Origin of the sequence: Micromonospora sp. NPDC004540, from assembly GCF_040610095.1 — a bacterium.
GTDB lineage: Bacteria > Actinomycetota > Actinomycetes > Mycobacteriales > Micromonosporaceae > Micromonospora.
This window is the reverse complement of record NZ_JBEXLR010000018.1, coordinates 20,237-44,278: the sequence shown is the minus strand read 5'-3', so window position 1 is coordinate 44,278 and position 24,042 is coordinate 20,237. Positions and strand designations below refer to the sequence as shown.

Annotated in this window: 19 protein-coding genes and 1 pseudogene; 9 read left to right on the top strand and 11 right to left on the bottom strand. The window is 71.4% G+C overall.

Annotation, left to right across the window (positions count from 1 at the left end; all coding sequences use genetic code 11):
• Nucleotides 1–2: 2 nt before the first annotated feature.
• From ABZV78_RS09260 to rpmH, 9 genes are all read right to left on the bottom strand, one after another.
• Nucleotides 3–833, bottom strand: coding sequence for a hypothetical protein (locus ABZV78_RS09260; RefSeq protein WP_355636880.1), 831 nt, complete (start codon nucleotides 831–833; stop codon nucleotides 3–5).
• Nucleotides 834–3,671: 2,838 nt separating this feature from the next.
• A complete protein-coding gene (locus tag ABZV78_RS09255; protein ID WP_355636878.1) occupies nucleotides 3,672–4,763 on the bottom strand; it encodes a ParB/RepB/Spo0J family partition protein in 1,092 nt (363 codons plus the stop codon).
• Between the two features lie 27 nt (nucleotides 4,764–4,790).
• Complete coding sequence (locus ABZV78_RS09250) at nucleotides 4,791–6,158, bottom strand: AAA family ATPase (RefSeq protein ID WP_355636876.1); 1,368 nt, start codon at nucleotides 6,156–6,158, stop codon at nucleotides 4,791–4,793.
• Between the two features lie 249 nt (nucleotides 6,159–6,407).
• Nucleotides 6,408–7,187, bottom strand: coding sequence for a 16S rRNA (guanine(527)-N(7))-methyltransferase RsmG (gene rsmG / locus ABZV78_RS09245; protein ID WP_355636939.1), 780 nt, complete (start codon nucleotides 7,185–7,187; stop codon nucleotides 6,408–6,410).
• 484 nt (nucleotides 7,188–7,671) lie between these two features.
• Nucleotides 7,672–8,256 (bottom strand): R3H domain-containing nucleic acid-binding protein, encoded by a 585-nt coding sequence (locus ABZV78_RS09240; protein WP_355636874.1) that lies wholly within the window; start codon nucleotides 8,254–8,256, stop codon nucleotides 7,672–7,674.
• Between the two features lie 217 nt (nucleotides 8,257–8,473).
• Nucleotides 8,474–9,472 carry a membrane protein insertase YidC gene (gene yidC / locus ABZV78_RS09235; RefSeq protein ID WP_355636872.1) on the bottom strand — a complete coding sequence of 333 codons (999 nt, stop codon included), beginning with the start codon at nucleotides 9,470–9,472 and terminating at the stop codon, nucleotides 8,474–8,476.
• Nucleotides 9,473–9,712: a membrane protein insertion efficiency factor YidD gene (gene yidD, locus ABZV78_RS09230; protein ID WP_282311941.1), complete on the bottom strand. Its 240-nt coding sequence runs from the start codon at nucleotides 9,710–9,712 to the stop codon at nucleotides 9,473–9,475. It lies immediately after the preceding gene.
• A 41-nt stretch (nucleotides 9,713–9,753) separates the two neighbouring features.
• Nucleotides 9,754–10,167 carry a ribonuclease P protein component gene (gene rnpA, locus ABZV78_RS09225; RefSeq protein WP_355636870.1) on the bottom strand — a complete coding sequence of 138 codons (414 nt, stop codon included), beginning with the start codon at nucleotides 10,165–10,167 and terminating at the stop codon, nucleotides 9,754–9,756.
• A gap of 34 nt (nucleotides 10,168–10,201) precedes the next feature.
• Nucleotides 10,202–10,339: a 50S ribosomal protein L34 gene (rpmH, locus tag ABZV78_RS09220; RefSeq protein ID WP_013736606.1), complete on the bottom strand. Its 138-nt coding sequence runs from the start codon at nucleotides 10,337–10,339 to the stop codon at nucleotides 10,202–10,204.
• A gap of 627 nt (nucleotides 10,340–10,966) precedes the next feature.
• Between rpmH and dnaA the strand changes: the two genes are divergently transcribed.
• The 5 genes from dnaA to ABZV78_RS09195 all read left to right on the top strand — a co-directional run bounded on the left by dnaA (nucleotide 10,967) and on the right by ABZV78_RS09195 (nucleotide 17,359).
• Nucleotides 10,967–12,796, top strand: coding sequence for a chromosomal replication initiator protein DnaA (gene dnaA / locus ABZV78_RS09215; protein ID WP_355636868.1), 1,830 nt, complete (start codon nucleotides 10,967–10,969; stop codon nucleotides 12,794–12,796).
• 762 nt (nucleotides 12,797–13,558) lie between these two features.
• Entirely contained in the window at nucleotides 13,559–14,692 is a 1,134-nt protein-coding gene (gene dnaN, locus ABZV78_RS09210; RefSeq protein WP_148429202.1) for a DNA polymerase III subunit beta, read from the top strand.
• Nucleotides 14,693–14,732: 40 nt separating this feature from the next.
• Nucleotides 14,733–15,605 (top strand): phosphogluconate dehydrogenase (NAD(+)-dependent, decarboxylating), encoded by an 873-nt coding sequence (gene gnd, locus ABZV78_RS09205; protein ID WP_355636866.1) that lies wholly within the window; start codon nucleotides 14,733–14,735, stop codon nucleotides 15,603–15,605.
• Between the two features lie 16 nt (nucleotides 15,606–15,621).
• Nucleotides 15,622–16,755, top strand: a complete 1,134-nt coding sequence (gene recF, locus ABZV78_RS09200) for a DNA replication/repair protein RecF (protein WP_355636864.1) — start codon at nucleotides 15,622–15,624, stop codon at nucleotides 16,753–16,755.
• Nucleotides 16,756–16,777: 22 nt separating this feature from the next.
• Complete coding sequence (locus tag ABZV78_RS09195; protein ID WP_355636937.1) at nucleotides 16,778–17,359, top strand: DciA family protein; 582 nt, start codon at nucleotides 16,778–16,780, stop codon at nucleotides 17,357–17,359.
• A gap of 3 nt (nucleotides 17,360–17,362) precedes the next feature.
• Here ABZV78_RS09195 and ABZV78_RS09190 read toward each other — a convergent pair whose 3' ends face one another.
• The gene (locus tag ABZV78_RS09190) at nucleotides 17,363–17,590 is read right to left on the bottom strand and encodes a hypothetical protein (protein WP_355636862.1); all 228 of its coding nucleotides are present in this window, start codon (nucleotides 17,588–17,590) and stop codon (nucleotides 17,363–17,365) included.
• Nucleotides 17,591–17,688: 98 nt separating this feature from the next.
• Between ABZV78_RS09190 and ABZV78_RS09185 the strand changes: the two genes are divergently transcribed.
• Complete coding sequence (locus ABZV78_RS09185; protein ID WP_355636860.1) at nucleotides 17,689–18,183, top strand: MarR family transcriptional regulator; 495 nt, start codon at nucleotides 17,689–17,691, stop codon at nucleotides 18,181–18,183.
• Here the strand turns inward: ABZV78_RS09185 and ABZV78_RS09180 are convergent.
• Nucleotides 18,168–18,722, bottom strand: a complete 555-nt coding sequence (locus tag ABZV78_RS09180; protein WP_091316247.1) for a hypothetical protein — start codon at nucleotides 18,720–18,722, stop codon at nucleotides 18,168–18,170. The genes ABZV78_RS09185 and ABZV78_RS09180 overlap by 16 nt on opposite strands.
• 529 nt (nucleotides 18,723–19,251) lie before the next feature.
• On the opposite strand from ABZV78_RS09180, the gene gyrB reads away from it, so the two are divergent.
• The 3 genes and pseudogenes from gyrB to ABZV78_RS09165 form a co-directional block, all read left to right on the top strand.
• Nucleotides 19,252–21,198 carry a DNA topoisomerase (ATP-hydrolyzing) subunit B gene (gene gyrB / locus ABZV78_RS09175; RefSeq protein ID WP_355636858.1) on the top strand — a complete coding sequence of 649 codons (1,947 nt, stop codon included), beginning with the start codon at nucleotides 19,252–19,254 and terminating at the stop codon, nucleotides 21,196–21,198.
• A 130-nt stretch (nucleotides 21,199–21,328) separates the two neighbouring features.
• A complete protein-coding gene (gene gyrA, locus ABZV78_RS09170; protein ID WP_355636856.1) occupies nucleotides 21,329–23,854 on the top strand; it encodes a DNA gyrase subunit A in 2,526 nt (841 codons plus the stop codon).
• A gap of 3 nt (nucleotides 23,855–23,857) precedes the next feature.
• Nucleotides 23,858–24,042 (top strand): annotated as a pseudogene (locus ABZV78_RS09165) (hypothetical protein); the annotation flags it as partial.

The window sequence follows — 24,042 nt, the reverse complement described above, 5'->3', positions numbered from 1 at the left end:
CGTCAGGCTGAGCCGGCCGCCTGGCTCGGCGCCGCGGCCTTCTCCTCCGGCGCGCCGGCCTTCTCGGGTTCCGCGGGATTCTCCGGCGTGCCAGCCCTCTCCGCCGCGGCCGCTTCCTCCGACCCCTCGGTCGAGGGTGCCTCCGCCGCTTCGGCCTCCGGGATCTCGTCCGCCGCCTCGATCACCGAGGCGGTCTCCTCCTCGGGCTCCTCGGCGGCCGTATCGGCCGACGGGGCGGTCAGGCTCGACGGCGCCTGCCACTGGATGCGGGGCGGCTCGGCGAGGGGACGACCACCGAACTCGGCGAGCCACGCGGCGACCATCGCCAGGTTCTCCCGCCACTGCGCCTCGGAGATCGGCGGCAGGATCGAGTCCCACAGGGACAGGAACGTGCCCCGCAGTTGCAGCCGCCCGTACGGCCGCGCCAGGAACCACATGTGCAGGTGCGCCGAGCCGTCACCCCAGCGGTTGACGTGCACCCGGGCCACGCCGTCCAGCGAGCGGATGGCCCGCTCCAGGCGCACGGTCATCACGCCCAACTCGGCGGCGAGCAGGTTCGGCAGGTCGCCGAGATCGAGGTGCGACCGGGACTCCAGGATCAGCACCATAGGAAGGCCGGTGGGTCGGTCCATCGCCCGGACCCGCCATCTCTCACCCACCCAGATGTACGCCTCGTCCGGCGCGTTGCAGGCGGTGCACTCCCGATTCTCCTCACCGCGGCGGGGAGGTTCGACCGGGACCGGATCGTCGAGCTGCTTGACATGGAGATCGCCCTCGAAGGGGAAGGAGGGCCACTGGGTGAAGTCCGGGACTGAGGGAGGGGTGTCCTGCACGACGCTGACCCTAACCGAGTTGGCGACGCCTGTCCCTACCTGATCGCCGGGGCGCGCTGAGCGTTCCTCGTCGATCCACAACGGGTTGTCCACCGCGTTGTCCACAGGCCGCTGAAATCACCACCACGCCGCGTCATCCACAGCTCAGCAAGGGTTTTCGCGCCCTGTTTCACGTGAAACGAGGTGGGCCTGTGGAAAACAACTGTGGATAACGGGGGTGGGTTGTCCACGGGTTCGTGAGGGCGGTTCGATCCCTCCTTCCTAACGAGCGAGCCGGCGATCCGCACCGGCCTGTTCCAAGGTCCCCTGCTGGGTCTGCGGGGGGCCCTTGGCGGTCGGATCGGTTCGGTGGTGGGCGCTGGTGTTTCACGTGAAACGGCTCCGGGCGCTGGGTCGGGTGGGTACGGGCCGGGGCGAGTTGGTCGGCGTCTCTTGCGGCGCGGACGCGGTGTGGATGCGCCTGATGGGGTGTTCGGAGTCGACTCGGAGTTCTGCCGCCGGACGCGCTGTCGGGGCCATGAACCCTCAGGCGCCGGCCCGGCCCGAGCAGTCGGCAGCGCGCCTTCGGCATCCGCGCGACGGTCCCTTTCGAGTGGCGACCTCCGGGACGGCGGCCTTCGCCGAAATGGCGGCCTCCGGTGACGGCCTCGGGGTGACGGCCTCGACGTGACGGCCTCCGGGTGGCGGGCGGTCTTCGGGTGGCGGGCGGTGTTCCGATGGCGGGCGGTGTTCCGGTGGCGGGCGGTGTTCCGGCGGTGTTCCGGTGCCGGGCGGTCTTCCGGTGCCGATCTCCCGGGGGTCGGCGGCCTCGCGGGGTCAGGGCCTCGTGGGGGCGGGGGTAGCACGCCCCGCAGGTGGTCTGCGACCCGGGCCTGTTCTCGCCCCCCGACGGGGACTGGCGGTCCCGGCACAGTTGGGCGGGGCACGAAGCGACGGGGTAGGCCTGACCGAGGAGGGTTGCTGGCGGCAAGCTCTCGATAGCCGCTCGACTCGATCAGGGCGGCGAGTCGCTTCCGCTGGGTGGTGCCCAACACGGGCACTCCAAATGCACCCGTCCGCCGATCGTGCCCGGGGGATCGCCTTGGCCGGAAGAAGCGGCCGCCGCTCAACGGGCCGAACCGAACCGGCGTTTCACGTGAAACAGCGAGCCGTGGGCCGCTCGCTCTCCACGGCGAGGCGGTTCTGTTAAACCGATGTCGAGGAGCCGGGCTGCCGACCGGCGGCCCGCTCGAGCCGGGCGGCGATGGGGGGCGATGGGGGCGCTCGCCGCTGCAGAGCCGGCACGGTCGAAGGGGACTTCCGATCCGGGCCCCCCGAGTTGTGGGCCAGAGGGAAGTCTCCGCGCGGCGGGCTCGGCTCGCGCAGCACCTCGACCGCCCTTCGGACAGAGGCTCGGCGGACAGTCCTCCACGTCCCGAACGCGCGGCGCAGCGGATGGGGCGCGCGGGACAGGCGGATCGACTTGAGAGCGACAAGTTTGGGCCCCCTCAGCGCCCCAGAGCCGGCTCCGGATCCCGGTGGGCGGGTCCGGGAGCCAACGAGTTCCGGCAGATGGCTCCAGGGCGCTCACAGCCCTCGCAGCAAACGACCCCTTGGATCAGCAGCCAATTCCGGAGCGTCAGGCAAGCGGAGCGGCGATGACGCGGCCGGGGGCCGTCGCGGACCCTCCCGCGCTGATTGACGGCCGGAGACAGCACCACCGACAGTCGGACCGTCCGCGAGACAGGCGGACCCCTCCCCGAAGAGGAACTGCACGGGTGCCGGATGAGGGACTGAGTCCGGGAGCCACCCGGCAGGGCGCTCGCGGGTAGACGGTCACGACAGATGCTGGCAGACGGCTGAAGGGGCCTGGATTCCACGCGCAGCCCGGGGGTCGTGACGGAGCCGACCGGCGGAGGGTGGCCCAACAACGGGCTGCCGGGTGAGCCGTGCCAGGCCCCGGTTATGAGCCGGGCAGTGGAGCCACGGCGACCGGATGCGAACTCGAACGGGGGCCACTGGCGAGAGGACCCTCCGAGCGACCGACGGCCTCGCTTCACGTCGCCGTTTCACGTGAAACAGCCGCCGTCTAGGTCGTCCGGGGGGACGGCACTTGTTGAGGCACGGCCAGAGCGCAGTCGAGCGGGTGGGCGAATCACCGAGACGCGGCCGGCAGGACCATGGTGCATCACGCCAGGGCGGGCATCGGCAGCGGCGAGGTTCACGGGAGCGGCGGTAAGACGACGGCGACCGCGAGACGACGGCAGTGGCGGCAAGACGTCGGCAGGGGCGACGGCAGTGGCGGCGAGACGATGGCAACTGGGAACGAGAGGCAACGGCAGTGGCGGCGAGACGACGGCAGGATCGACCGCCGAAACCGGAGCGGCGGCAGGCGGCAGCGACCGCAGCGGGAGGCGACCGTAGCGGCGGGACAGCGGCGAGGCCACCTCGAGGAGCCCCGCCCACCCCACAGAGTCCTCACGAGCCTCCACAGGTGAACGCCGGCCGCCCCAAAGCCCGCCCCTACCCCGCCCAAAGCCGGCCCTATCCCCGACGACAGCCCGTCCGGTTCTCACGCCCGCAGGGGCCATCGCACAACGGTCTCCCGGGATACCGCAAAGCTCCGCCGAAGAACTAGGGCGCAGAGCCACTCAGAGGAAACCCGAGGCGAGCCGCTCCCGCTCCAACAACGCTTGTCAGGGCCGCAGCACGCCGACACCGAGAGGCCGCGCCCCCGCACGGACCACCGACCAGAACTGACCCGACCAGGTTCCAACGCCCCGGCCGGCATCCCCCGAAAAACGGCTCGGCCGCGTCGCCCCCGTGAGGACAACGCGGCCGAGGCCGGCAGAGGCGTACTCACTCCTCGGGCTGCTCCTCCTGGCCCACTCCGATGATCCCGACGATCCGCTCCAGGTCGTCGACCGTCGCGAACTCAATCGTGATCTTGCCCTTGCTCCGGCCGATGTCGACCTTCACCCGGGTGTCGAAGCGGTCGGAGAGCCGGTCGGCGAGGTCGGTCAGCGCGGGCGCGTGCGGCTTCGGCCGGCGCTTCGCGGCCGGCGCCTTCGCCGGGCCGTCGGCGAGCGCCAGGGCCACCAGTTCCTCGGTGGCGCGTACGGAGATGCCCTCGGCGACGATGCGCTTGGCGAGCTGCTCCTGGGCGTCGGCGTCGTCGAGGCTGAGCAGAGCCCGGGCGTGACCGGCGGAGAGCACCCCGGCTGCGACCCGGCGCTGCACCTGGGCGGGCAGGTTCATCAGCCGGATGGTGTTGGAGATCTGCGGCCGACTGCGGCCGATCCGGCGGGCCAGTTCCTCGTGGGTCGCGCCGAACTCCTCCAGCAGTTGCTGGTACGCGGCCGCCTCTTCCAGCGGATTGAGGTTGGCCCGGTGGATGTTCTCCAGCAGCGCGTCCCGGAGCATCGCGTCGTCCTTGGTGTCCCGGACGATGGCGGGGATGCTCTCCCGGCCCACCGCCTGGGCAGCGCGCCAGCGCCGCTCGCCCATGACGAGTTCGTACTTTTCGCTGTCGAGCTGGCGGACGACGATCGGCTGGAGGAAGCCCACCTCCTGGATCGAGGTCTTCAGCTCCTCCAGCGCCTCCTCGTCGAAGACGTGCCGGGGCTGCTTGGGGTTCGGCACGATGCTGTCGACCGGGATCTCGGCGAAGCGCGCTCCCGGGACCGGGCTCAGTTGCGGCTCCGGTTCCGCGGTCGGGCCGGCCGGGGTGGCGACGTCGCCGACACCGACGGCTCCGGTCACGGCCGCCGCCGCACCGCCGACCGGGGTGGCCGGGACGGCCGCCGCCGCACCGCCGACCGGGGTGGCCGGGACGGCCGCCGCCGTACCGTTCTCGGGTTCGGCGGCCGCCGGTTCACTACCCGGCGCGGGCCCGGTGGGGATGAGGGCACCGAGCCCTCGGCCCAGACCGCCGCGAGGACGGTTCTTCATGCGACGCCTCCCAGCGATTTCTCCGCACTACGCATTCCGGCTCACCGGCTCCTTGACGCCTCGCTCGGCAATTTCCTGAGCGGCCTCGAAGTAACTCGTGGCCCCCCGCGAACCGGGATCGTAGGTCATCACCGACTGCCCGTAGCTGGGCGCCTCGGAGACCCGGACGTTCCGGGGAATGACGGCCTCGAGGACCTTGTCCCCGAAGTGGTTCCGGACGTCCTGCTCCACCGCGTCGGCCAGGCGGGTACGCCGGTCGTACATGGTGAGCAGGATGGTGGAGACCTCGAGCTTCGGGTTGAGGTGCTGCCGGACCAGGTTGATGTTCTGGATCAGCTGGTTGAGGCCCTCCAGGGCGTAGTACTCGCACTGGATCGGGATCAGCACCTCCTGAGCGGCGACCAGCGCGTTGACGGTCAGCAGGCCGAGCGAGGGCGGGCAGTCGATGAAGACGTAGTCGAAGTGCCCCGGGTACGCGGCGATGGCCCGGGCGAGCCGGGACTCCCGGGCGACGACCGAGACCAGTTCGATCTCGGCGCCCGCGAGGTCGATGGTGGCCGGCACGCACCACAGGTTCGGGATGCCCTCGACGGCCTGGGCCACCTCCTCCAGCGGCACGCTGTCGATCAGGCAGTCGTAGACGTCCGGCACGCCGGTGTGGTGCGGCACGTTGAGGCCGGTGGAGGCGTTGCCCTGCGGGTCGAGGTCGACCACCAGCACCCGGTTGCCATGCAGGGCGAGCGCCACCGCCAGGTTCACGGTGGTCGTGGTCTTGCCCACGCCGCCCTTCTGGTTGGCGACGCACATCACCCGGGTCCGGTCGGGGCGGGGCATGGTGACCTCGCCACTGGGATTCAGGATCTGCACGGCGCGCATAGCCTCCATAGCCAACGGTGGGTCATCCTCTTCGCGCGTCGGGGTTTCACGTGAAACGTACGTGCTCGCCGGGGATTCGGCACCGTTGCCGGCGGGCGGTGGCGTGTCGGAGGGTGCCGCCACGCCCGAGGCCACGTCCGGCGCGGTTTCCGGGGTGGGCTGCTGCGGCACGGCCACGACCGGCGGCTGCGGCTCGTAGCGCGCGGGGACGGTCGCGTTGCCACGTGCCGGGGCGGGACGGGAGGTCGGGGCGTTCGCCGGACCGCCGTTCGGATCATGCGGGTCCCGCGCCGGCGGCACGTTCGCCGGTACGGAGGAGGTCGGCCGCACGGCGCCCGCCGCAGGCACGTCCCGGCGCACCATCGGATCGCAGTCCGGGGGTCGCGTGGACGCGTCCTGGGCCTCACCGTTCGCCGGCCAGTCCTGGTAGTTGGTTTCACGTGAAACGGGGTCGGTGGCAGAGGGTCGCCCATCTGGCCCGGTCACCCGTTGATCGTCGTACCTGCCGTCGTCATGCACCTGTCATCCCTGCCCGCTCCGGATGGTCGGTCCGCACCCCGTCATTCAGGCCCCCGCGCTCACCGCGCGGCGTCACCGGCCCGGCGGGAACGGTCGGGTTCGGGTGCCGCCCGGCACCGCCGTTCCACACTATCGACGCGCGGCCAGCCTACGGCCGACGGGCGTAGCCGGTCCACGTCGGGTTCTGATCGATCAGCTCACGCCCACCCGATCCAACGACCGGGTGGGCGTCCCGAAGGCGTTACCGCGTCAGCGATCCCGGCCGTGGGCGCCGCGACGGCGGCCGCCCCGCGAACGCTTCGGCGCCTTCTTCCTGGCCGGACCGACCACGCGCTCGCGAACCACCTCGATCACCGTTGCGGGCGGATCGATCACGCCGGCCCCGCACCGGTGTAGCTCCGGCTCACCGCCGCCGAGCCGAGCCACCGCCTCCGCGTGCTCGGCGATCTCCTCCCCGGCGGAGGCGCCCTTGAGCGCCACCAGCCGGCCGCCGGGCACCGCCAGCGGCAGGCACCAGGCGGCGAGCCGGTCGAGCGGGGCCACGGCCCGCGCGGTGACGATGTCGGCCGCCAGTGGCTCCCGGTCGCGGGACCCGGCGGCGGCCTCCTCGGCGCGCCCGCGGAACACCCGGACCGACCTGGTCAGCCCGAGTTGCTGCACGGCCTCGATCAGGAAGGCCGTCCGCCGGGCGAGCGGCTCGACCAGGGTCACGGTGAGGTCGGGTCGCGCGATAGCCAGCACCAGGCCGGGCAGGCCGGCGCCGGAGCCGACGTCGATCAGGCTGGCGCCCTCCGGAATCCGCTCGGCCATCGCCGCACAGTTGAGCAGGTGACGGTCCCAGAGCCGCGGCGTCTCGCGGGGGCCGATCAGGCCGCGCACCACGCCGTCCGTGGCCAGCAGTTCGGCGTACGCGGCGGCCAGGTCGAGCCGGTCGCCGAAGAGGGTACGGGCGGCCTCCGCCAGCTCGGGCGGCAGCGTCGCGCCAGTCGGGGACGGCTGATCACCGGACGGTCGGCTCGCACCGTCCACGTAGGACGATGTGCCGTCGGCCGGCTCGGCACTGCTCCGACCAGCGGAGGGCCGGTCGTCCAGATCGCCACCGGCGGGGGCCGGCTCGGCGAACACCGGGTCGACCGCGCCCACCGGGGCCGACGCGGCCGAGGGAACCCCCGGCGTCGACGTCTCGGGCCTTCCTTCCGGTTCACTGGAGAAGGCCGGCGTCACTTCGGCGTCGGGCTCGGCCCCGACGACGGACTGCTCGGCCGCCGGCACCGGCTTCCCGGAGAAGGCCGGATCACCGGAGAAGGCCGGATCACCGGAGAAGACGGGATCACCGGAGAAGGCCGGGTCGGCCACGCCCGCGACCCCGGCCGGGACCGAAGGGTCGGCCGGGGCGTCGCCCGCGGAGAACACCGGGTCGACGGCCGGGTCGGGGTGGACAGGCGACGGCCCGGGCGGCGTACCACCCGGGCCGGCCACGGCACCCGCCGTCGTCTCGTCGGAAGTCAACTGGTCAGTCCGCCACCGGCCGGATGACGATCCGGCGATTCGGCTCGACGCCCTCGGACTCGCTCTCCACGTCGCTCATGGCGTTGACCACGTCGTGCACGCACTTGCGCTCGAAGGCGGACATCGGCTCCAGGCGCACCGGCTCGCCGTGCTCCTTGACCTTCTCCACCGCGTTCTTGGCGACGGCGGCCAGCTCCTTGCGCCTGGCGGCGCGGTAGCCACCGACGTCGAGCAGCAGGCGGCTCGGCGAACCGGTCTGCCGGAACACCGCCAGCCGGGCCAGCTCCTGGAGCGCCTCCAGGGTGGCGCCGCGCTGGCCGACCAGGTTCTGCAGGCGTGCGCCGACCACCTCGACGACCGGGCGGCCGCCGGAGACCAGCTCGTCGATGTCGCCGTCGTAGTCGAGGATGTCGAGCAGGCCCTCGACGTAGTCGGCGGCGATCTCGCTCTGCCGGAACAGGTCGCTGTCGGCGGGGGCCTTCTTCTCCCGGGCCTCGGCCTGGGTCTCCTCGGCCTCCTCGGTGGCGGCGGCCGGCGCGGTCTCCTCGTCCAGGGACTGGTCGGCGCTGGGGATGCTGGTGTCGGTCACGGTCTCATCTCCGTACTCGCTCGGCCGGACCGTCGGGTCCGCTGGTCTCCCGGGGCCGGCGGGAGGTTCGCCGGTGCCCTCGGGCACGTCTGTACGGGCCAGTTTCGCCCGTGACCGCGCTCCGCGCGGCGGTTCCGGCCCGGCGCCGACCTCTCAGGTGGCAGCTCGGGGGCCGGAACGGGCCGCCACCGGGTCTCCGGCGGCGGCCCGGCGAGGTTCAGCCCTGTCGCTTGGCGGGCCGGCCGCCGCCCTTCTTCGGGTTGACCGGCTTTGCGCCGGGCTTCGGGCCGGCCACCTTGGGGGCGGCGGCCGGGGCCTTGACGGCCGGCTGGGCGGTCTTGCGGCCGAGCAGGCCACCGGTCCTGGCCGGCTGGGCGGTCTTGCCACCGGTGGCCTTCCCGGCGGTGCTGCCCTTCGGCGGCACCAGCGGCGGGAACTTCCGCAGCACCCACTGCTGCTGGCCGAGGGTGAAGAGGTTGTTGGTGACCCAGTAGATGATCACACCGATCGGGAAGATGGCGCCCGAGATGAGCAGCGAGAACGGGATGCCGTAGAGCATCAGCCGCTGCACCATGCGCTGCTGCGGGTCCTCCGCCCAACCGGTCTTGAGGATCATCTGCCGGCTGGTCAGGTAGGTGGTGGCGATCATGATGCAGACCAGCACGCCAGCGACGATCTTCACGGTGGTGAGGTTCGCGCCGAGCGACGCCATCTCGGCGGCCGTGGAGCCGAACTTTCCGGAGATCGGGGCGGAGAAGAGCTTCGCGTTCGAGGCGCTGTTGAACTGCTCGACGGTCCAGCCGTACAGGGTCTTGCCCTGGTTGTCGGGGTTGAGCCGCTTGAGCGTGTGGAACAGGCCGAGGAAGACCGGGATCTGGAGGAACATCGGAAGGCAGCCCATGAGCGGGTTGGCCTTTTCCTTCCGGTAGAGCTCCATCATCTCCTTCTGGAGCGTCTCCCGGTCACCCTTGTGCTTCTCCTGCAGCTCCTTGACCTTGGGCTGGAGCGCCTGCATGGCCCGCTGCGACTTGATCTGCTTGACGAAGACCGGGAACAGGATCACCCGGACCGTGACCACCAGGAAGATGATGGAGAGGATCCAGGCCCAGTTCGTGCCGATCACGGCGTCGACCGAGACCCCGATGGCGTCCCAGGCCGAGTGCCAGGTCAGCAGGATCCACGAGATCGCGTAGTAGATCCAGTCGAGACTAAACACTCAGGCTCCAGTCACGTCGGAACGGCGGCGGTCGCCCGGCTCCGGCACCGGGTCGTGTCCACCTGGGTGGAAGGGGTGGCAGCGCGACAGCCGCCGGACCGTCAGCCAGGATCCCCGCAGCGCACCGTGCCGGGACACCGCCTCGACGGCGTAGGCACTGCACGACGGGTAGAACCGGCAGCGGGCCGGCAGTGCCGGACTTATCCACCGACGGTACGCGATGATGGGCGCCAGCAGCATGCGGGCACCGGTGGTGGGCCGCGGCGCGGCAGTGTGTTCGGTCACCGGGACCGCCGACCCCGGGGGGAGCGCGCGGCGGCGAGGGCGGCGTCCAGGTCGGCCCCGAGCCGGGCGTACGACGCCTCGGCGGCCGGCGGCAGGGCGCGTACCACCAGGGTGCTGCCGGCGGGCAGGTCGGCCAGCCGCTCGCGGACCAGGTGGCGGAGCCGGCGGCGGACCTTGTTCCGGACCACGGCGTTGCCGACGGCCTTGGACACGACGAAGCCGGCGCGGCGGGGTGCGGAGGTCTCCGCACCGCTGCTCCGCGCCGGCTCCGGCGAGGTTGTCGCGGTGGGTCCGGTCTGCGCGGGGAGGGTCAGGTGCACCACGACGGCGCCACGGCCGACGCGTCGGCCACCCCGGACCGCTGCGGCGAAGTCGCTACTCCGCCGCAGTCGCTGCGCGGCGGCCAGCACGACTGCCCACGTCCCCGGACCGGACCGGTCGGCCTCAGGCCGACAGGCGGGCGCGGCCCTTGGCGCGACGGGTCGAGATGATGGCGCGGCCGGCACGGGTGCGCATGCGCAGCCGGAAGCCGTGGGTCTTCGCGCGCCGGCGGTTGTTCGGCTGGTAGGTGCGCTTGCTCACGTCAGGCTCTCCGTTGTCGTACGCCCCGCGCGGGGGATCGCCCGGGGTCGTGTGGTGGTCCAGGCCACCTCGGCGGTGGCCTCCGATCGGTGCTGCCCGGCGGCGCGGGACCTCGGCGATGCGGGGAAGCGACCGGGGACAGCAAGCACCCATCACCCTAGCAGAGGGCGAGAGAGCAGCCGCTCCAGCCTACGCAGGGGGGCAATGACCGTCAAACCTCACACCCCGGCCGCGACCAGCGTCGGAAGAGCGACCGAAGGGGCGGTTTTCACTGATGTTGACAAGGCTGCCCCGGTGTCGACGGTTGATGGCGCGGGGTCCGCGCTGTTAGCGTGCCCGATTGCGGTCAGCGTCGGGGGTCCGGAACGACGGCTCCAGGTCGCCGCGCGGCGTCAGACGCGCCGAGCTGGAGTGTCGGTTGTCGCTGAACGGCAGGACCGGACAAGGTAGTGAATCGTTCGGCACGGTGAACCCGCTTCAGCGCCTCCGGGAACCAGGGGGCAGGTCCGACCCGCGTCCGGTGGGCGGCCACAATCGGTCGGTACACACAGGCTGTGGATAACTTGTGGATGACGACCGGTCAGCCGTCCGGGCGGGCGTGAGGAGAGGCGAGGGGGTGGCACGACGGTGACCGGAGCGACCGACCTTGCCGCGGTGTGGACGGCGACGACCGACGAGCTCGCCGACGAGATCATCTCCGCGCAGCAGCGGGCGTACCTCCGGCTGACCCGGCTGCGGGCGATCGTCGAGGACACCGCGCTGCTCTCCGTGCCCGACGCGTTCACGCGGGACGTGATCGAGTCCCGCCTCCGCCCGGCCATCACCGAGGCGCTGAGCCGCCGGCTCGGCCGGCCCATCCAGGTCGCCGTCACCGTACGCGTCGCCGAGGACCCGAGGAGCCGCCCGGCCGGCACCGTCTACCGCAGCGGCCCGGAGCCCCTCGCCGAGCCCGACGGCCCCGGGGACCTGCTCGCCGGTTTCGACCAGCCCGGCCCGGCGGAGACCGCGCCCGGCTTCCCCGAGCTCGGCTTCCCCCCGGCCCGCCCGGAGGCACCGGCGTACGCCGAGCCGCGCCCGGAACCGCCCGCCGAGGAACCGGCCCCCCGGCAACGCACCGCCGACGGCGCCCGGCCGCAGCTCATCCCGGCCAGCCGGGACGGGCAGGACACGCTGTTCAGCACCGCCTTCGCCGAGCCGCTCCGCGCCGCCCCCGAGCGCCGCGCCTTCGACGATCGGCCCCGGGTCGAACCGCCCGCCCCCGACGCCGGCGGCTACGAGCCCCGCTACCGGGAGGCGCCCGGCCCGGCCGACGCCACGCCGCCGCGCGGCCTGCCCCGCGACGGCGCCACGGACAGCGGCCCCGGTCGCGGCGGCCCGGACCACCGCCCCGGCGGCCAGGCCGACCGGCGGATGCCCGGCGGGGAGAGCGGCAACCGGCTCAACCCGAAGTACATGTTCGAGACGTTCGTCATCGGCTCGTCCAACCGCTTCGCGCACGCGGCGAGCGTGGCGGTGGCCGAGTCGCCGGCGAAGGCGTACAACCCGCTCTTCATCTACGGCAGCTCCGGGCTGGGCAAGACCCACCTGCTGCACGCCATCGGGCACTACGCCACGACGCTGGGCAACGCCCGCTCGGTCCGGTACGTCTCGACCGAGGAGTTCACCAACGACTTCATCAACTCGCTGCGCGACGACAAGACCAGCGCGTTCCAGCGCCGCTACCGGGACGTGGACATCCTGCTGATCGACGACATCCAGTTCCTGGAGAACCGGGAGCGGACGCAGGAGGAGTTCTTCCACACCTTCAACACGCTGCACAACGCCAACAAGCAGATCGTGATCACCTCCGACCGCTCGCCCAAGCAGCTGGCGACGCTGGAGGACCGGCTGCGGACCCGGTTCGAGTGGGGCCTGCTCGCCGACATCCAGCCGCCGGACCTGGAGACGCGAATCGCGATCCTGCAGAAGAAGGCGGCGCAGGAGCGGCTGTTCGCCCCGCCGGACGTGCTGGAGTTCATCGCCTCCCGGGTGTCGAACTCGATCCGCGAACTCGAGGGCGCGCTGATCCGGGTCACCGCGTTCGCCAGCCTCACCCGCTCGTCGGTGGAGCTGTCGCTGGCCGAGGAGGTGCTGCGGGACTTCATCCCGGACGGCGCCGGCCCGGAGATCACCGCCGACCAGATCATGGTCTCCACCGCGGACTACTTCGGGGTGAGCCTGGAGGACCTGCGCGGCCACTCCCGGTCCCGGGTGCTGGTCAACGCCCGCCAGGTGGCCATGTACCTGTGCCGGGAGCTCACCGACCTGTCGCTGCCCCGGATCGGGCAGGCGTTCGGCGGCCGGGACCACACCACCGTCATGCACGCCGACCGGAAGATCCGCCAGCAGATGGCGGAGCGCCGCTCGCTCTACAACCAGATCGCCGAGCTCACCAACCGGATCAAGCAGACCACCTGACCCGTACGCCCGACGCGACGCCCGGCCGGCATCCACCGGCCGGGCTTTTTCGTGCCTGTGGAGACCCGTCGCTTGACCCTCGACCCGGTGCAGGGCCCACGATCGGAGTCGTGTTCATCCACACCTCGGCCCGGTTGTCCACATCCCCTGTTCCACAGACGGTGGAAAACCACGCTCGGTCCCGAGCCGGTTACCCACAGACTGTGGACAACCCCTGGGGACGATGCTGTGGACGCCTGGGGACGACGGGCGCGTCGTCCACCGACGACGGTCGGCCTGTGGGCGACCTGTTGAAGGTTCTGGGGATGACGAGGGTCGACGCCGTCGGCGGTGTCCACAACACTGGGGAGAAACCCGGTGGATTAGCGGTGGACAACCGGTGGACAGCCGTGGAAAACCCGGCGGCTGGCGACGGCTGTGGACCGCGACACGGGTTGTACCCCTGGTTCTCCACAGCGAAACCACCGGTGGATAACCTGTCTGACCTGCGCGGACGCCGGTTCTCCACAGTTTGCACAGGTGCGATGAAGACGATGAGTTATCTCTTCTAAACAACAAAAACCAATCATCACCGTTGGACTTCCTGTGGATCGGGCCGGAGCACTGCCGCCGGCAGTCGCCCGGGCATCTGGATCCACGGGGTCGGGCGCACAGCCGATGCCCACGCGCCCTAAGGTGCGATGGGTACCCGCACGGTCGGGCGGGACGGGTGGCAGCGGTCGGCATGAGAGAGTTGTCGCTGACGTCGACGCGGAGGCATTGATGAAGTTCCGAGTGGAGCGCGACGCGCTCGCCGAGGCGGTCGCGTGGACCGCCAAGAGCCTGCCCAACCGTCCTTCCGTACCGGTGCTGGCCGGGGTGATGCTCCGGGTCACCGACGGCAACCTCCAGGTCTCCGGCTTCGACTACGAGGTCTCCAGCCAGGTCACCGTCGAGGTGCAGGGTGACGCCGACGGCGCCGCCCTGGTCTCCGGCCGGCTGCTCGCCGAGATCACCAAGGCGCTCCCGGCCAAGCCGGTGGACATCGCCGCCGTCGGCGCGCACCTGGAACTGGTCTGCGGCAGCGCCCGGTTCACCCTGCCGACCATGCCGGTCGAGGACTATCCGACCCTGCCGGAGATGCCGGAGAGCGCCGGCACCGTCGACGCGGCCGCCTTCGCCGCCGCCGTCGCTCAGGTGGCCGTGGCCGCCGGCCGCGACGAGACGCTGCCGATGATGACCGGCGTCCGGATCGAGCTCTCCGGCAGCACGCTGGCCATGCTCGCCACCGACCGCTACCGCCTCGCCCTGCGCGAGATGGAGTGGAACCCGGACGACCCGGAGATCAGCCTCAACGCGCTGGTGCCCGCCCGGACGCTGCACGACACCGCCAAGGCCCTCGGCCCGCTCGGTGGCCACGTCACCATGGCGCTCTCCCAGGGCGGCGCCGGCGAGGGCATGATCGGCTTCTCCGGCGGCACCCGCCGGACCACCAGCCGGCTGCTCGACGGGGCCAACTACCCGCCGGTGCGCTCGCTCTTCCCGGCCAGCCACAACGCCGAGGCCCGGGTCCCGGTCGCCACGCTCATCGAGGTGGTCAAGCGGGTGGCGCTGGTCGCCGAGCGCACCACCCCGGTGCTGCTCAGCTTCAGCTCCGACGGCCTGGTGGTCGAGGCCGGCGGCACCGAGGAGGCCCGGGCCAGCGAGGCCATGGAGGCGACCTTCACCGGCGACCCGCTGACCATCGGCTTCAACCCGCAGTACCTGATCGACGGCCTGACCAACCTGGGCGCCCAGCACGCCCAGCTGGCGTTCGTCGACGCCTTCAAGCCCGCGGTGATTTCCCCCGCCGGCGAGGATGGCGAGGTCATCCCGGGGTACCGGTACCTCATCATGCCGATCCGCGTGTCCCGCTGATCGACGGCAGCACCACCCAGACGTACGGAGGTAGGAGCAGATGCAGCTCGGCCTGGTAGGACTCGGCCGGATGGGCGGCAACATGCGCGAGCGGTTGCGCGCCGCCGGTCACGAGGTGGTCGGCTACGACCGCAACGCGGAGCTGAGCGACGTCGCGAGCCTCGCGGAGCTGGCCGAGAAGCTGGAATCGCCGCGCGCGGTCTGGGTGATGGTCCCTGCCGGCGTCACCGACGCCACCATCGACGAGCTCGCCGGCGTCCTCGGCGAGGGCGACATCATCATCGACGGCGGGAACTCCCGGTTCAGCGACGACGCCCCGCGCGCCGAGCGCCTCAACGAGCAGGGCATCGGCTACATCGACGTCGGCGTCTCCGGCGGTGTCTGGGGCAAGCAGAACGGGTACGCCCTGATGGTCGGCGGCGCCCAGGAGCACGTCGGGCGGCTCATGCCGATCTTCGAGGCGCTCAAGCCCGCGGGCGAGTACGGCTTCGTGCACGCCGGCCCGGTCGGCGCCGGCCACTACGCCAAGATGGTGCACAACGGCATCGAGTACGGCCTGATGCACGCCTACGCCGAGGGCTACGAGCTGCTGGCCGCCTCCGAACTGGTGACCAACGTGCCGGGCGTCTTCAAGTCCTGGCGCGAGGGCACGGTGGTCCGGTCCTGGCTGCTCGACCTGCTGGACCGGGCGCTGGACGAGGATCCGGAGCTGGCCGAGCTGAGCGGCTACACCGAGGACACCGGCGAGGGCCGGTGGACGGTCGACGAGGCGGTCCGGCTCGCCGTGCCGCTGAACGTCATCACCGCCTCGCTGTTCGCCCGGTTCGCCTCCCGGCAGGACGACTCGCCCGCCATGAAGGCCGTCGCCGCGCTGCGCCAGCAGTTCGGCGGGCACGCCGTCCACAAGCGCTGACCGGTATCCACAGCCTGTGTACGTCCGCCGGCTCGAACTGGTCGACTTCCGCTCGTACGAGCGGGTCGGCGTCGACCTGGAGCCGGGCCCGAACGTGCTGGTCGGCGCGAACGGCGTCGGCAAGACCAACCTGGTCGAGGCGTTGGGCTACGTGGCGACCCTGGACTCGCACCGGGTCGCCACGGACGCCCCGCTGGTCCGGATGGGCGCCGCCTCGGCGGTGATCCGCTGCGCGGTGGTGCACGAGGGCCGGGAACTCCTGGTCGAGCTGGAGATCGTTCCGGGCAAGGCCAACCGGGCCCGGCTGGGCCGCTCCCCGGCCCGCCGCGCCCGGGACGTGCTGGGCGCGCTCCGGCTGGTGCTCTTCGCCCCGGAGGACCTGGAACTGGTCCGCGGCGATCCGGCCGAGCGCCGCCGCTACCTGGACGACCTGCTGGTCACCCGCCAGCCCCGGTACGCGGGGGTGCGCGCCGACTACGAGCGGGTGGTCAAGCAGCGCAACGCGCTGCTGCGGACGGCGTACCTGGCCCGGAAGACGGGCGGCTCGCGTGGTGGGGACCTGTCCACCCTCGCCGTCTGGGACACCCACCTTGCGCAGCACGGCGCGGAGCTGCTCGCCGGCCGGCTGGAGCTGGTCGCCGCGCTGACCCCGCACGTGGCCAAGGCGTACGACGCGGTGGCGGCGGGCAGGGGGGCGGCGGGGATCGCGTACCGGCCGTCGGTGGAACTGCCCGAGTCGACCACGGACCGGGCGGCGCTGGCCGAGGCGCTCGGCGCCGCGCTGACCGCGAACCGGTCGGCGGAGGTCGAGCGGGGCACCACGCTGGTCGGCCCGCACCGGGACGACCTGGCGCTCACCCTCGGCCCGCTGCCCGCCAAGGGGTACGCCAGCCACGGCGAGTCCTGGTCGTACGCGCTGGCGCTGCGGCTGGCCGGCTACGACCTGCTGCGCGCCGACGGGATCGAGCCGGTGCTGGTGCTGGACGACGTCTTCGCGGAGCTGGACGCCGGCCGGCGGGAGCGGCTGGCCGAGCTGGTCGGCGGCGCGAGTCAGCTCCTGGTGACCTGCGCGGTGGACGACGACGTGCCGGCGACCCTGCGGGGCACCCGGTACGCGGTGGGCGAGGGGACGGTACGCCGTGTCGGATGAGGTGGAGCTCCCGCCCGCCCGGCTGGGGCCGGGACGCGGTGGGCTTACCCCTGAGGGGCCGGAAGCGAAGCCGGGCGGCGAGGCCGCCGCGGACCTGCCGGAGGGCGCGTCCGGGCCGGAGCTGGCCCGGGCGGTGCTGGACGCGGCGAAGGCCCGCCGGCAGGCGGCCGCGGGCACCCGGCGGCGTAGCGCGGTCCGTGGCGACGGCGAGAAGCGGCTGCGCGGCTACTCCGGCCCGGGGCCGGACCCGCGCGACCCGCAGCCGCTCGGCGCGGTGCTGGACAAGCTGGTCAAGGCGCGTGGCTGGCAGCAGCCGGCGGCCGAGGCGACGGTGTTCGGCGCCTGGGAGCGGGTGGTCGGGCCGGAGGTGGCGCAGCACAGCCGCCCGGTGAAGCTGGAGAACGGCGAGCTGACCGTGGAGGCCCGCTCGACGGCCTGGGCCACCCAGTTGCGGCTGCTCGCCGGCTCGCTGCTCCAACAGATCGCCCGCGAGGTGGGCCACAACGTGGTGCGCAAGCTGCACATCCACGGCCCGGCCGCGCCGTCCTGGTCGCGCGGCCCGCGCCGGGTGCGGGGGCGCGGCCCCCGCGACACCTACGGCTGACCGTCACCCCTCGGTGCGGCGGGCCTCCCGCCGGGCGCGCTTGAGCTCGCGCTGCTCGCGGCTCCACTGCTTGCGCCGCTCCAGGTCCTGCTTCCAGGCCTCGCGGGCCAGCCGCGAGCCGCCCTGGACCGCGCCCTGCACCTGGGAGGGGCCGGCCAGGTTGCGGAACACCCAGCCCATCAGGCGGCCGCCCTTGCCGGAAGCGTCGCCCACCTGCTCCTCGCCGCTCATCCGCCTGACCTCTCCCTCACCGACCATGCATGATTGGTACGCCAATAATTGGTACACCAATCGTTGCTACGATCGCAACGACGACGAGGAGGACAAGCGTGGCCGACCAGCTCGAGGGCGACCCCCTGGCGCTGGAGCAGCAGGTGTGCTTCGCGCTCTCCGTCGCCGCGCGCGGCGTCGTCGCGGTCTACCGCCCGCTGCTGGAGCCGATGGGGCTCACCCATCCGCAATATCTGGTCATGCTGGCGCTCTGGCAGCACGCGCCGCTGTCCGTGCGGGAGTTGAGCCGGCTGCTCCAGCTCGATCCGGGCACCCTGTCACCGCTGCTCAAGCGGCTCGAAGCCGCCGGCTACGTGCGGCGGGAGCGGGACGCGTCGGACGAGCGCAGCCTGGCCGTCTCGCTCACCGCCAGCGGCCAGGCCCTCCGGGCGCAGGCCGAGCGGATCCCGCCCGCGATCGTGCAGCGGCTCGGCCTGCCGCTGGCGGACCTGCGGCACCTGCACACGGTGCTGACCGAGGTGATCGCGGCGGCCAACCGGGCCGCGACGGCCGAGCCGGGCGCCGCCGGGCAGCCCGGTCAGGCGTCGGCGTAGACCGCGAAGCCGCGCTCGGCGCAGCGCCGGTAGAAGGCGGCGAGCACGCTCAGCTCGGCGCAGGTGAAGTTCCACTGCGGCGGCTCGCCGCTCTCGTCGCGCAGCTTGTCCAGCCGGCTGTCCAGCCAGCGGAGCTGCTGCTCGGCCAGGCGCCCGTCGCCGAGCAGCGACCGCAGCACCTCGCTCACCGACTCGAACGTGACGGCCTCGCCGAACGGGCGGTGCCGGGCCACGAACTTCTCCACGCCCTCGGCGATCCAGGAGCAGCCGTCCGGGTCGATCACCGGGTCCTCGTCCTCGGCCGAGTTCTCCGTGGCGTAGAGCACATTCTCCAGGCCGAGGATGAGGTCGACCAGCTCCGTGTACGCGGTGGCGCGCACCGTGCCCGTCTTCGCGATCAGCTCGGCGAGCGCGGCGGTCGGCGCCGAGATGCGTGGCATGTCCACGATCTCGCCGAAGTCGACGAACTCGGCCGGCGCGACCGGATCGTAGAAGCGGCCGGTCCGCGGCCAGTGCACCGCGACGTTGTCCAGCCCCATCTGGCGTCACCTCTCAGCAAGCACGTTGTCCGACCGATCGGGTCGATCGTCCCGGTTCCGGCCGCGAAAGATCAAGACCGCAGGTGGCGGCGCCGCAAAAGGTACGGCACGGCAGGTCTCACCGCGACCCCCGGTCGGTCACCCGCCGGTACCGATCCGGTGGCGGTCGCGCCCTCGATCAGGGCCTCGCGTGTAGGGGGAGTCGCGGACAGCGGGGTTCGGCCCCCTACGGCAATCTCAGCCGCCCCGCAGGGGGTGCCGAGTGGCGGTTTGGTCGGCTGCGCAGAGTAAGATTGACGGCGAGACGAAAGACCCGACACGGAGCGGCGGACAAGGGCCCCAGGGCCCTTGATCATTGTCCCGCATCGGGTCGAGCCGATCGCGATCCGCGGGCAACCGCGGCGACCGGCGTACGCGATCCGTGACCTGGAGATCCGGGGACCGGTCCGTGCGCGCCGACGTCGTGTCCTGTCCGCCGAACCCGCGCCCCCCGCGCCCTGGCGCGGCGGGTGCGAGAAAGTGGCCGAGGGTGGCAGCGGAGGACAACAAGAAGTACGGCGCCGAGTCGATCACCGTTCTCGAGGGCCTGGAGGCGGTCCGGAAGCGGCCCGGTATGTACATCGGGTCCACCGGTGAACGCGGCCTGCACCACCTCGTGTGGGAGGTCGTCGACAACGCGGTGGACGAGGCGCTGGCCGGCTTCTGCGACACCATCGACGTGGTGCTGCTGGCCGACGGTGGCGTTCGGGTCACCGACAACGGCCGCGGCTTCCCGGTCGACCTCCACCCCAAGCTGAAGAAGCCGGGTGTCGAGGTCGCGCTGACCGTGCTGCACGCGGGCGGCAAGTTCGACGGCAAGGCGTACGCGGTCTCCGGCGGCCTGCACGGCGTCGGCGTCTCGGTGGTGAACGCGCTGTCCACCAAGATGGCCGTGGAGATCCACAAGGACGGCTTCGTCTGGCGGCAGGAGTACCACCACTCCAAGCCGACCCCGCTGGAGAAGGGCGAGCCGACCGACCGCACCGGCTCGGCGGTCTCCTTCTGGCCCGACGCCGACGTCTTCGAGACCGTCGACTTCGACTTCCAGACCATCTACCGGCGACTCCAGGAGATGGCCTTCCTCACCCGCGGCCTCACCATCCACCTGCTCGACGAGCGGGTCGCCGAGACCGAGGAGGGCAAGCCCCGCGAGGTGACCTTCCACTACGAGGGCGGCATCGCCGACTTTGTCCGGCACCTCAACGCCTCCAAGAACCCGATCCACAAGACGGTGGTCGAGTTCGGCGCCGAGGAGGAGGGCATGTCGGTCGAGATCGCCATGCAGTGGAACGAGTCCTACGGCGAGTCGGTCTACACCTTCGCCAACAACATCAACACCCACGAGGGCGGCACCCACGAGGAGGGCTTCCGGGCCGCGCTGACCAGCGTGGTCAATCGCTACGGCGCGGACAAGAAGCTGCTCAAGGGCGACGAGAAGCTCTCCGGCGAGGACATCCGCGAGGGCCTGGCCGCGATCATCTCGGTCAAGCTGACCAACCCGCAGTTCGAGGGCCAGACGAAGACCAAGCTGGGCAACACTCCGGTGAAGAGCTTCGTGCAGCGGGTCTGCAACGACCGGCTGGTCGACTGGTTCGACCGGAACCCGGCCGAGGCGAAGACCATCATCCAGAAGGCGTCGCAGGCGGCGCGGGCCCGGATCGCCGCCCAGCAGGCGCGCAAGCTGGCCCGGCGCAAGTCGCTGCTGGAGTCCGGCTCGATGCCGGGCAAGCTGGCCGACTGCCAGTCCACCGACCCGCGCGAGTCCGAGGTGTTCATCGTCGAGGGTGACTCGGCGGGCGGCTCGGCCAAGCAGGGGCGCGACCCGCGTACCCAGGCGATCCTGCCGATCCGCGGCAAGATCCTGAACGTGGAGAAGGCCCGGATCGACCGGGTGCTCAAGAACAACGAGGTCCAGGCGCTCATCACCGCGCTGGGCACCGGCATCCACGACGACTTCGACATCGAGAAGCTGCGCTACCACAAGATCGTGCTGATGGCCGACGCCGACGTCGACGGCCAGCACATCCAGACGCTGCTGCTCACCCTGCTCTTCCGCTTCATGCGGCCTTTGGTCGAGCTGGGCCACGTCTACCTGGCGGCCCCGCCGCTCTACAAGATCAAGTGGAACAAGAAGGGCGACGACGCGCAGTACGCGTACTCGGACCGCGAGCGGGACGGGCTGATCGCGCTGCGCCAGCAGAAGAAGCCCAACGCCCGGCCGGACGACATCCAGCGGTTCAAGGGCCTCGGCGAGATGAACTATCCCGAGCTGTGGGAGACCACGATGAACCCGGCCACCCGCACCCTGCGCCAGGTGACTCTCGACGACGCCGCAACCGCCGACGAGCTGTTCAGCGTGTTGATGGGTGAGGACGTCGAGGCGCGCCGGTCGTTCATCCAGCGCAACGCCAAGGACGTGCGGTTCCTGGACATCTGACGGGCTGGGCCGGGTCGGCCGGAGATCCACCGGCCGACCCGGCGGTCCACAGAGTTATCCACAGCCTGGCCGGTTTCCACAGCCGTTATCCACAGCACGAAAACGACTCTGAGTCTGATAAGGGTTAACAGTGACCGATACTCCCGAGTCCACGCCGAACGAGCCGGAGACCCCGGAGACACTGGCCGCGGTCGTCGCGCACGACCGCATCGAGCCGGTCGGCCTCGAGGTCGAGATGCAGCGCTCGTACCTCGACTACGCGATGAGCGTGATCGTCGGGCGGGCCCTGCCGGACGTCCGGGACGGGCTCAAGCCGGTCCACCGCAAGATCCTCTACGCCATGTTCGACTCCGGCTACCGGCCAGACCGCGGCTACGTGAAGTGCTCCCGCGTCGTCGGTGACGTGATGGGCCAGTTCCACCCGCACGGCGACTCGGCCATCTACGACGCGCTGGTCCGGATGGCGCAGCCCTGGTCGCTGCGCTACCCGCTGGTCGACGGCAACGGCAACTTCGGCTCGCCGGGCAACGACCCGGCCGCGGCCATGCGGTACACCGAGTGCAAGCTCGACCCGCTGGCCATGGAGATGCTCCGGGACATCGACGAGGACACCGTCGACCTCCAGGACAACTACGACGGCCGGGCCAAGGAGCCCACCATCCTGCCGTCCCGCATCCCCAACCTGCTGATCAACGGCTCCGAGGGCATCGCGGTCGGCATGGCCACCAAGATCCCGCCGCACAACCTGCGCGAGATCGGCGCGGCCGTGCAGTGGTGCCTGGAGAACCCGGAGGCCGACGAGGCCACCACCCTCGAGGCGCTGCTGGAGATCGTCAAGGGCCCGGACTTCCCGACCCACGGCCTGATCGTCGGCCAGGCCGGCATCCAGGACGCCTACCGGACCGGGCGCGGCTCGATCCGGATGCGCGCCGTGGTCGAGGTCGAGGAGGACAAGCGCGGCCGGCCTGCGCTGGTGGTCAGCGAGCTGCCCTACCAGGTCAACCCGGACAACCTGGCCGAGCGGATCGCCGAGCTGATCAAGGAGGGCAAGCTCGCCGGGATCGCCGACATCCGCGACGAGTCCTCCGGGCGCACCGGCATGCGGATCGTGCTCGTGCTCAAGCGCGACGCGGTCGCCAAGGTGGTGCTGAACAACCTCTACAAGCACACCCAGCTCCAGGAGACCTTCGGCGCCAACATGCTGGCGCTGGTCGACGGCGTGCCGCGCACGCTCAACCTGGCCCAGTTCATCCGCTACTACGTCGAGCACCAGATCGAGGTCATCCGCCGGCGGACCGCGTTCCGGCTGCGCAAGGCCGAGGAGCGGGCGCACATCCTGCGCGGTCTGGCCAAGGCGCTGGACGCGCTCGACGAGGTGATCGCCCTGATCCGGCGCTCGCCCACGGTCGAGGACGCCCGCCAGGGCCTGATCCGGCTGCTGGAGATCGACGAGGTCCAGGCGACCGCGATCCTCGACATGCAGCTGCGCCGGCTGGCCGCCCTGGAGCGGCAGCGGATCCTGGACGACCTGGCCAAGCTCGAGGTGGAGATCGCCGACCTCAAGGACATCCTGGCCAAGCCGGAGCGGCAGCGGCGGATCGTCTCCGAGGAGCTGGGCGAGATCGTCGCCAAGTGGGGCGACGAGCGGCGCACCAAGATCGTGCCGTTCGACGGCGAGGTCTCGATGGAGGACCTCATCGCCCGCGAGGACGTGGTCGTCACGATCACCCGCACCGGCTACGCCAAGCGCACCAAGGTCGACCTCTACCGCTCGCAGCGGCGGGGCGGCAAGGGCGTCAGCGGGGCGACGCTGCGGCAGGACGACATCGTCAGCCACTTCTTCGTATGCTCCACCCACGACTGGATTCTGTTCTTCACGAACAAGGGCCGGGTCTACCGGGCCAAGGCCTACGAGCTTCCCGAAGCCAGTAGGGTGGCCAAGGGCCAGCACGTGGCCAACCTGCTCGCCTTCCAAGCGGACGAGCAGATCGCGCAGATCATCGAAATCCCGAACTACCAGGTGGCCCCCTACCTGGTACTGGCCACGAAGAACGGCCTGGTGAAGAAGACGCGGCTCGAGGAGTTCGACTCCAACCGTTCCGGCGGAGTCATCGCGATCAACCTGCGCGATGAGGACGAGCTGGTCGGTGCTGCCCTCGTCGCCCCGACCGACGACCTGCTGCTGGTCTCCAAGAACGCACAGGCCATCCGCTTCAACGCCAGCGACGAGGCGCTGCGTCCGATGGGGCGGGCCACCTCGGGTGTGATCGGCATGCGGTTCAGCGAGGAGGATGTCCTGCTGGCGATGGAGGTCGTCCGCGAGGGCATGGAAATGGACGTGCTGGTCGCGACGAACGGGGGATACGCGAAACGTACCCCGATCGAGGAATACCCGGTCCAGGGCCGGGGAGGTAAGGGCGTGCTGACTGCGAAGATCACCGAGCGACGCGGTGGTCTGGTCGGCGCGGTGGTGATCAGTCCGGACGACGAGCTGTTCGCCATCACCAGCAACGGCGGCGTCATCCGGACTCCGGTGAAGCCTGTACGCCGTACGCGGGACCGGAACACAATGGGGGTCAAGCTGATGGACCTCCCGGACGGCGTGACTATCGTGGCGATTGCTCGCAATGCCGACGAGCCTGACGAACAGGACTAGTTGATGACGGAGACACAGGCGAAGTCGGGGAACAAGGGGACCTCGGCCAACCCGGTCGACGAGGAGGCCGCCCAGGGCGGTACACCAGCGACCGGCCGGCGCGGAGCGAGCAGCGCCAGCGCGGCCACGCCGGCGCAGGCCAGCCCGAAGAGCAGGTACGACAGCCAGTTGAGCGCGGAGATGTGCGC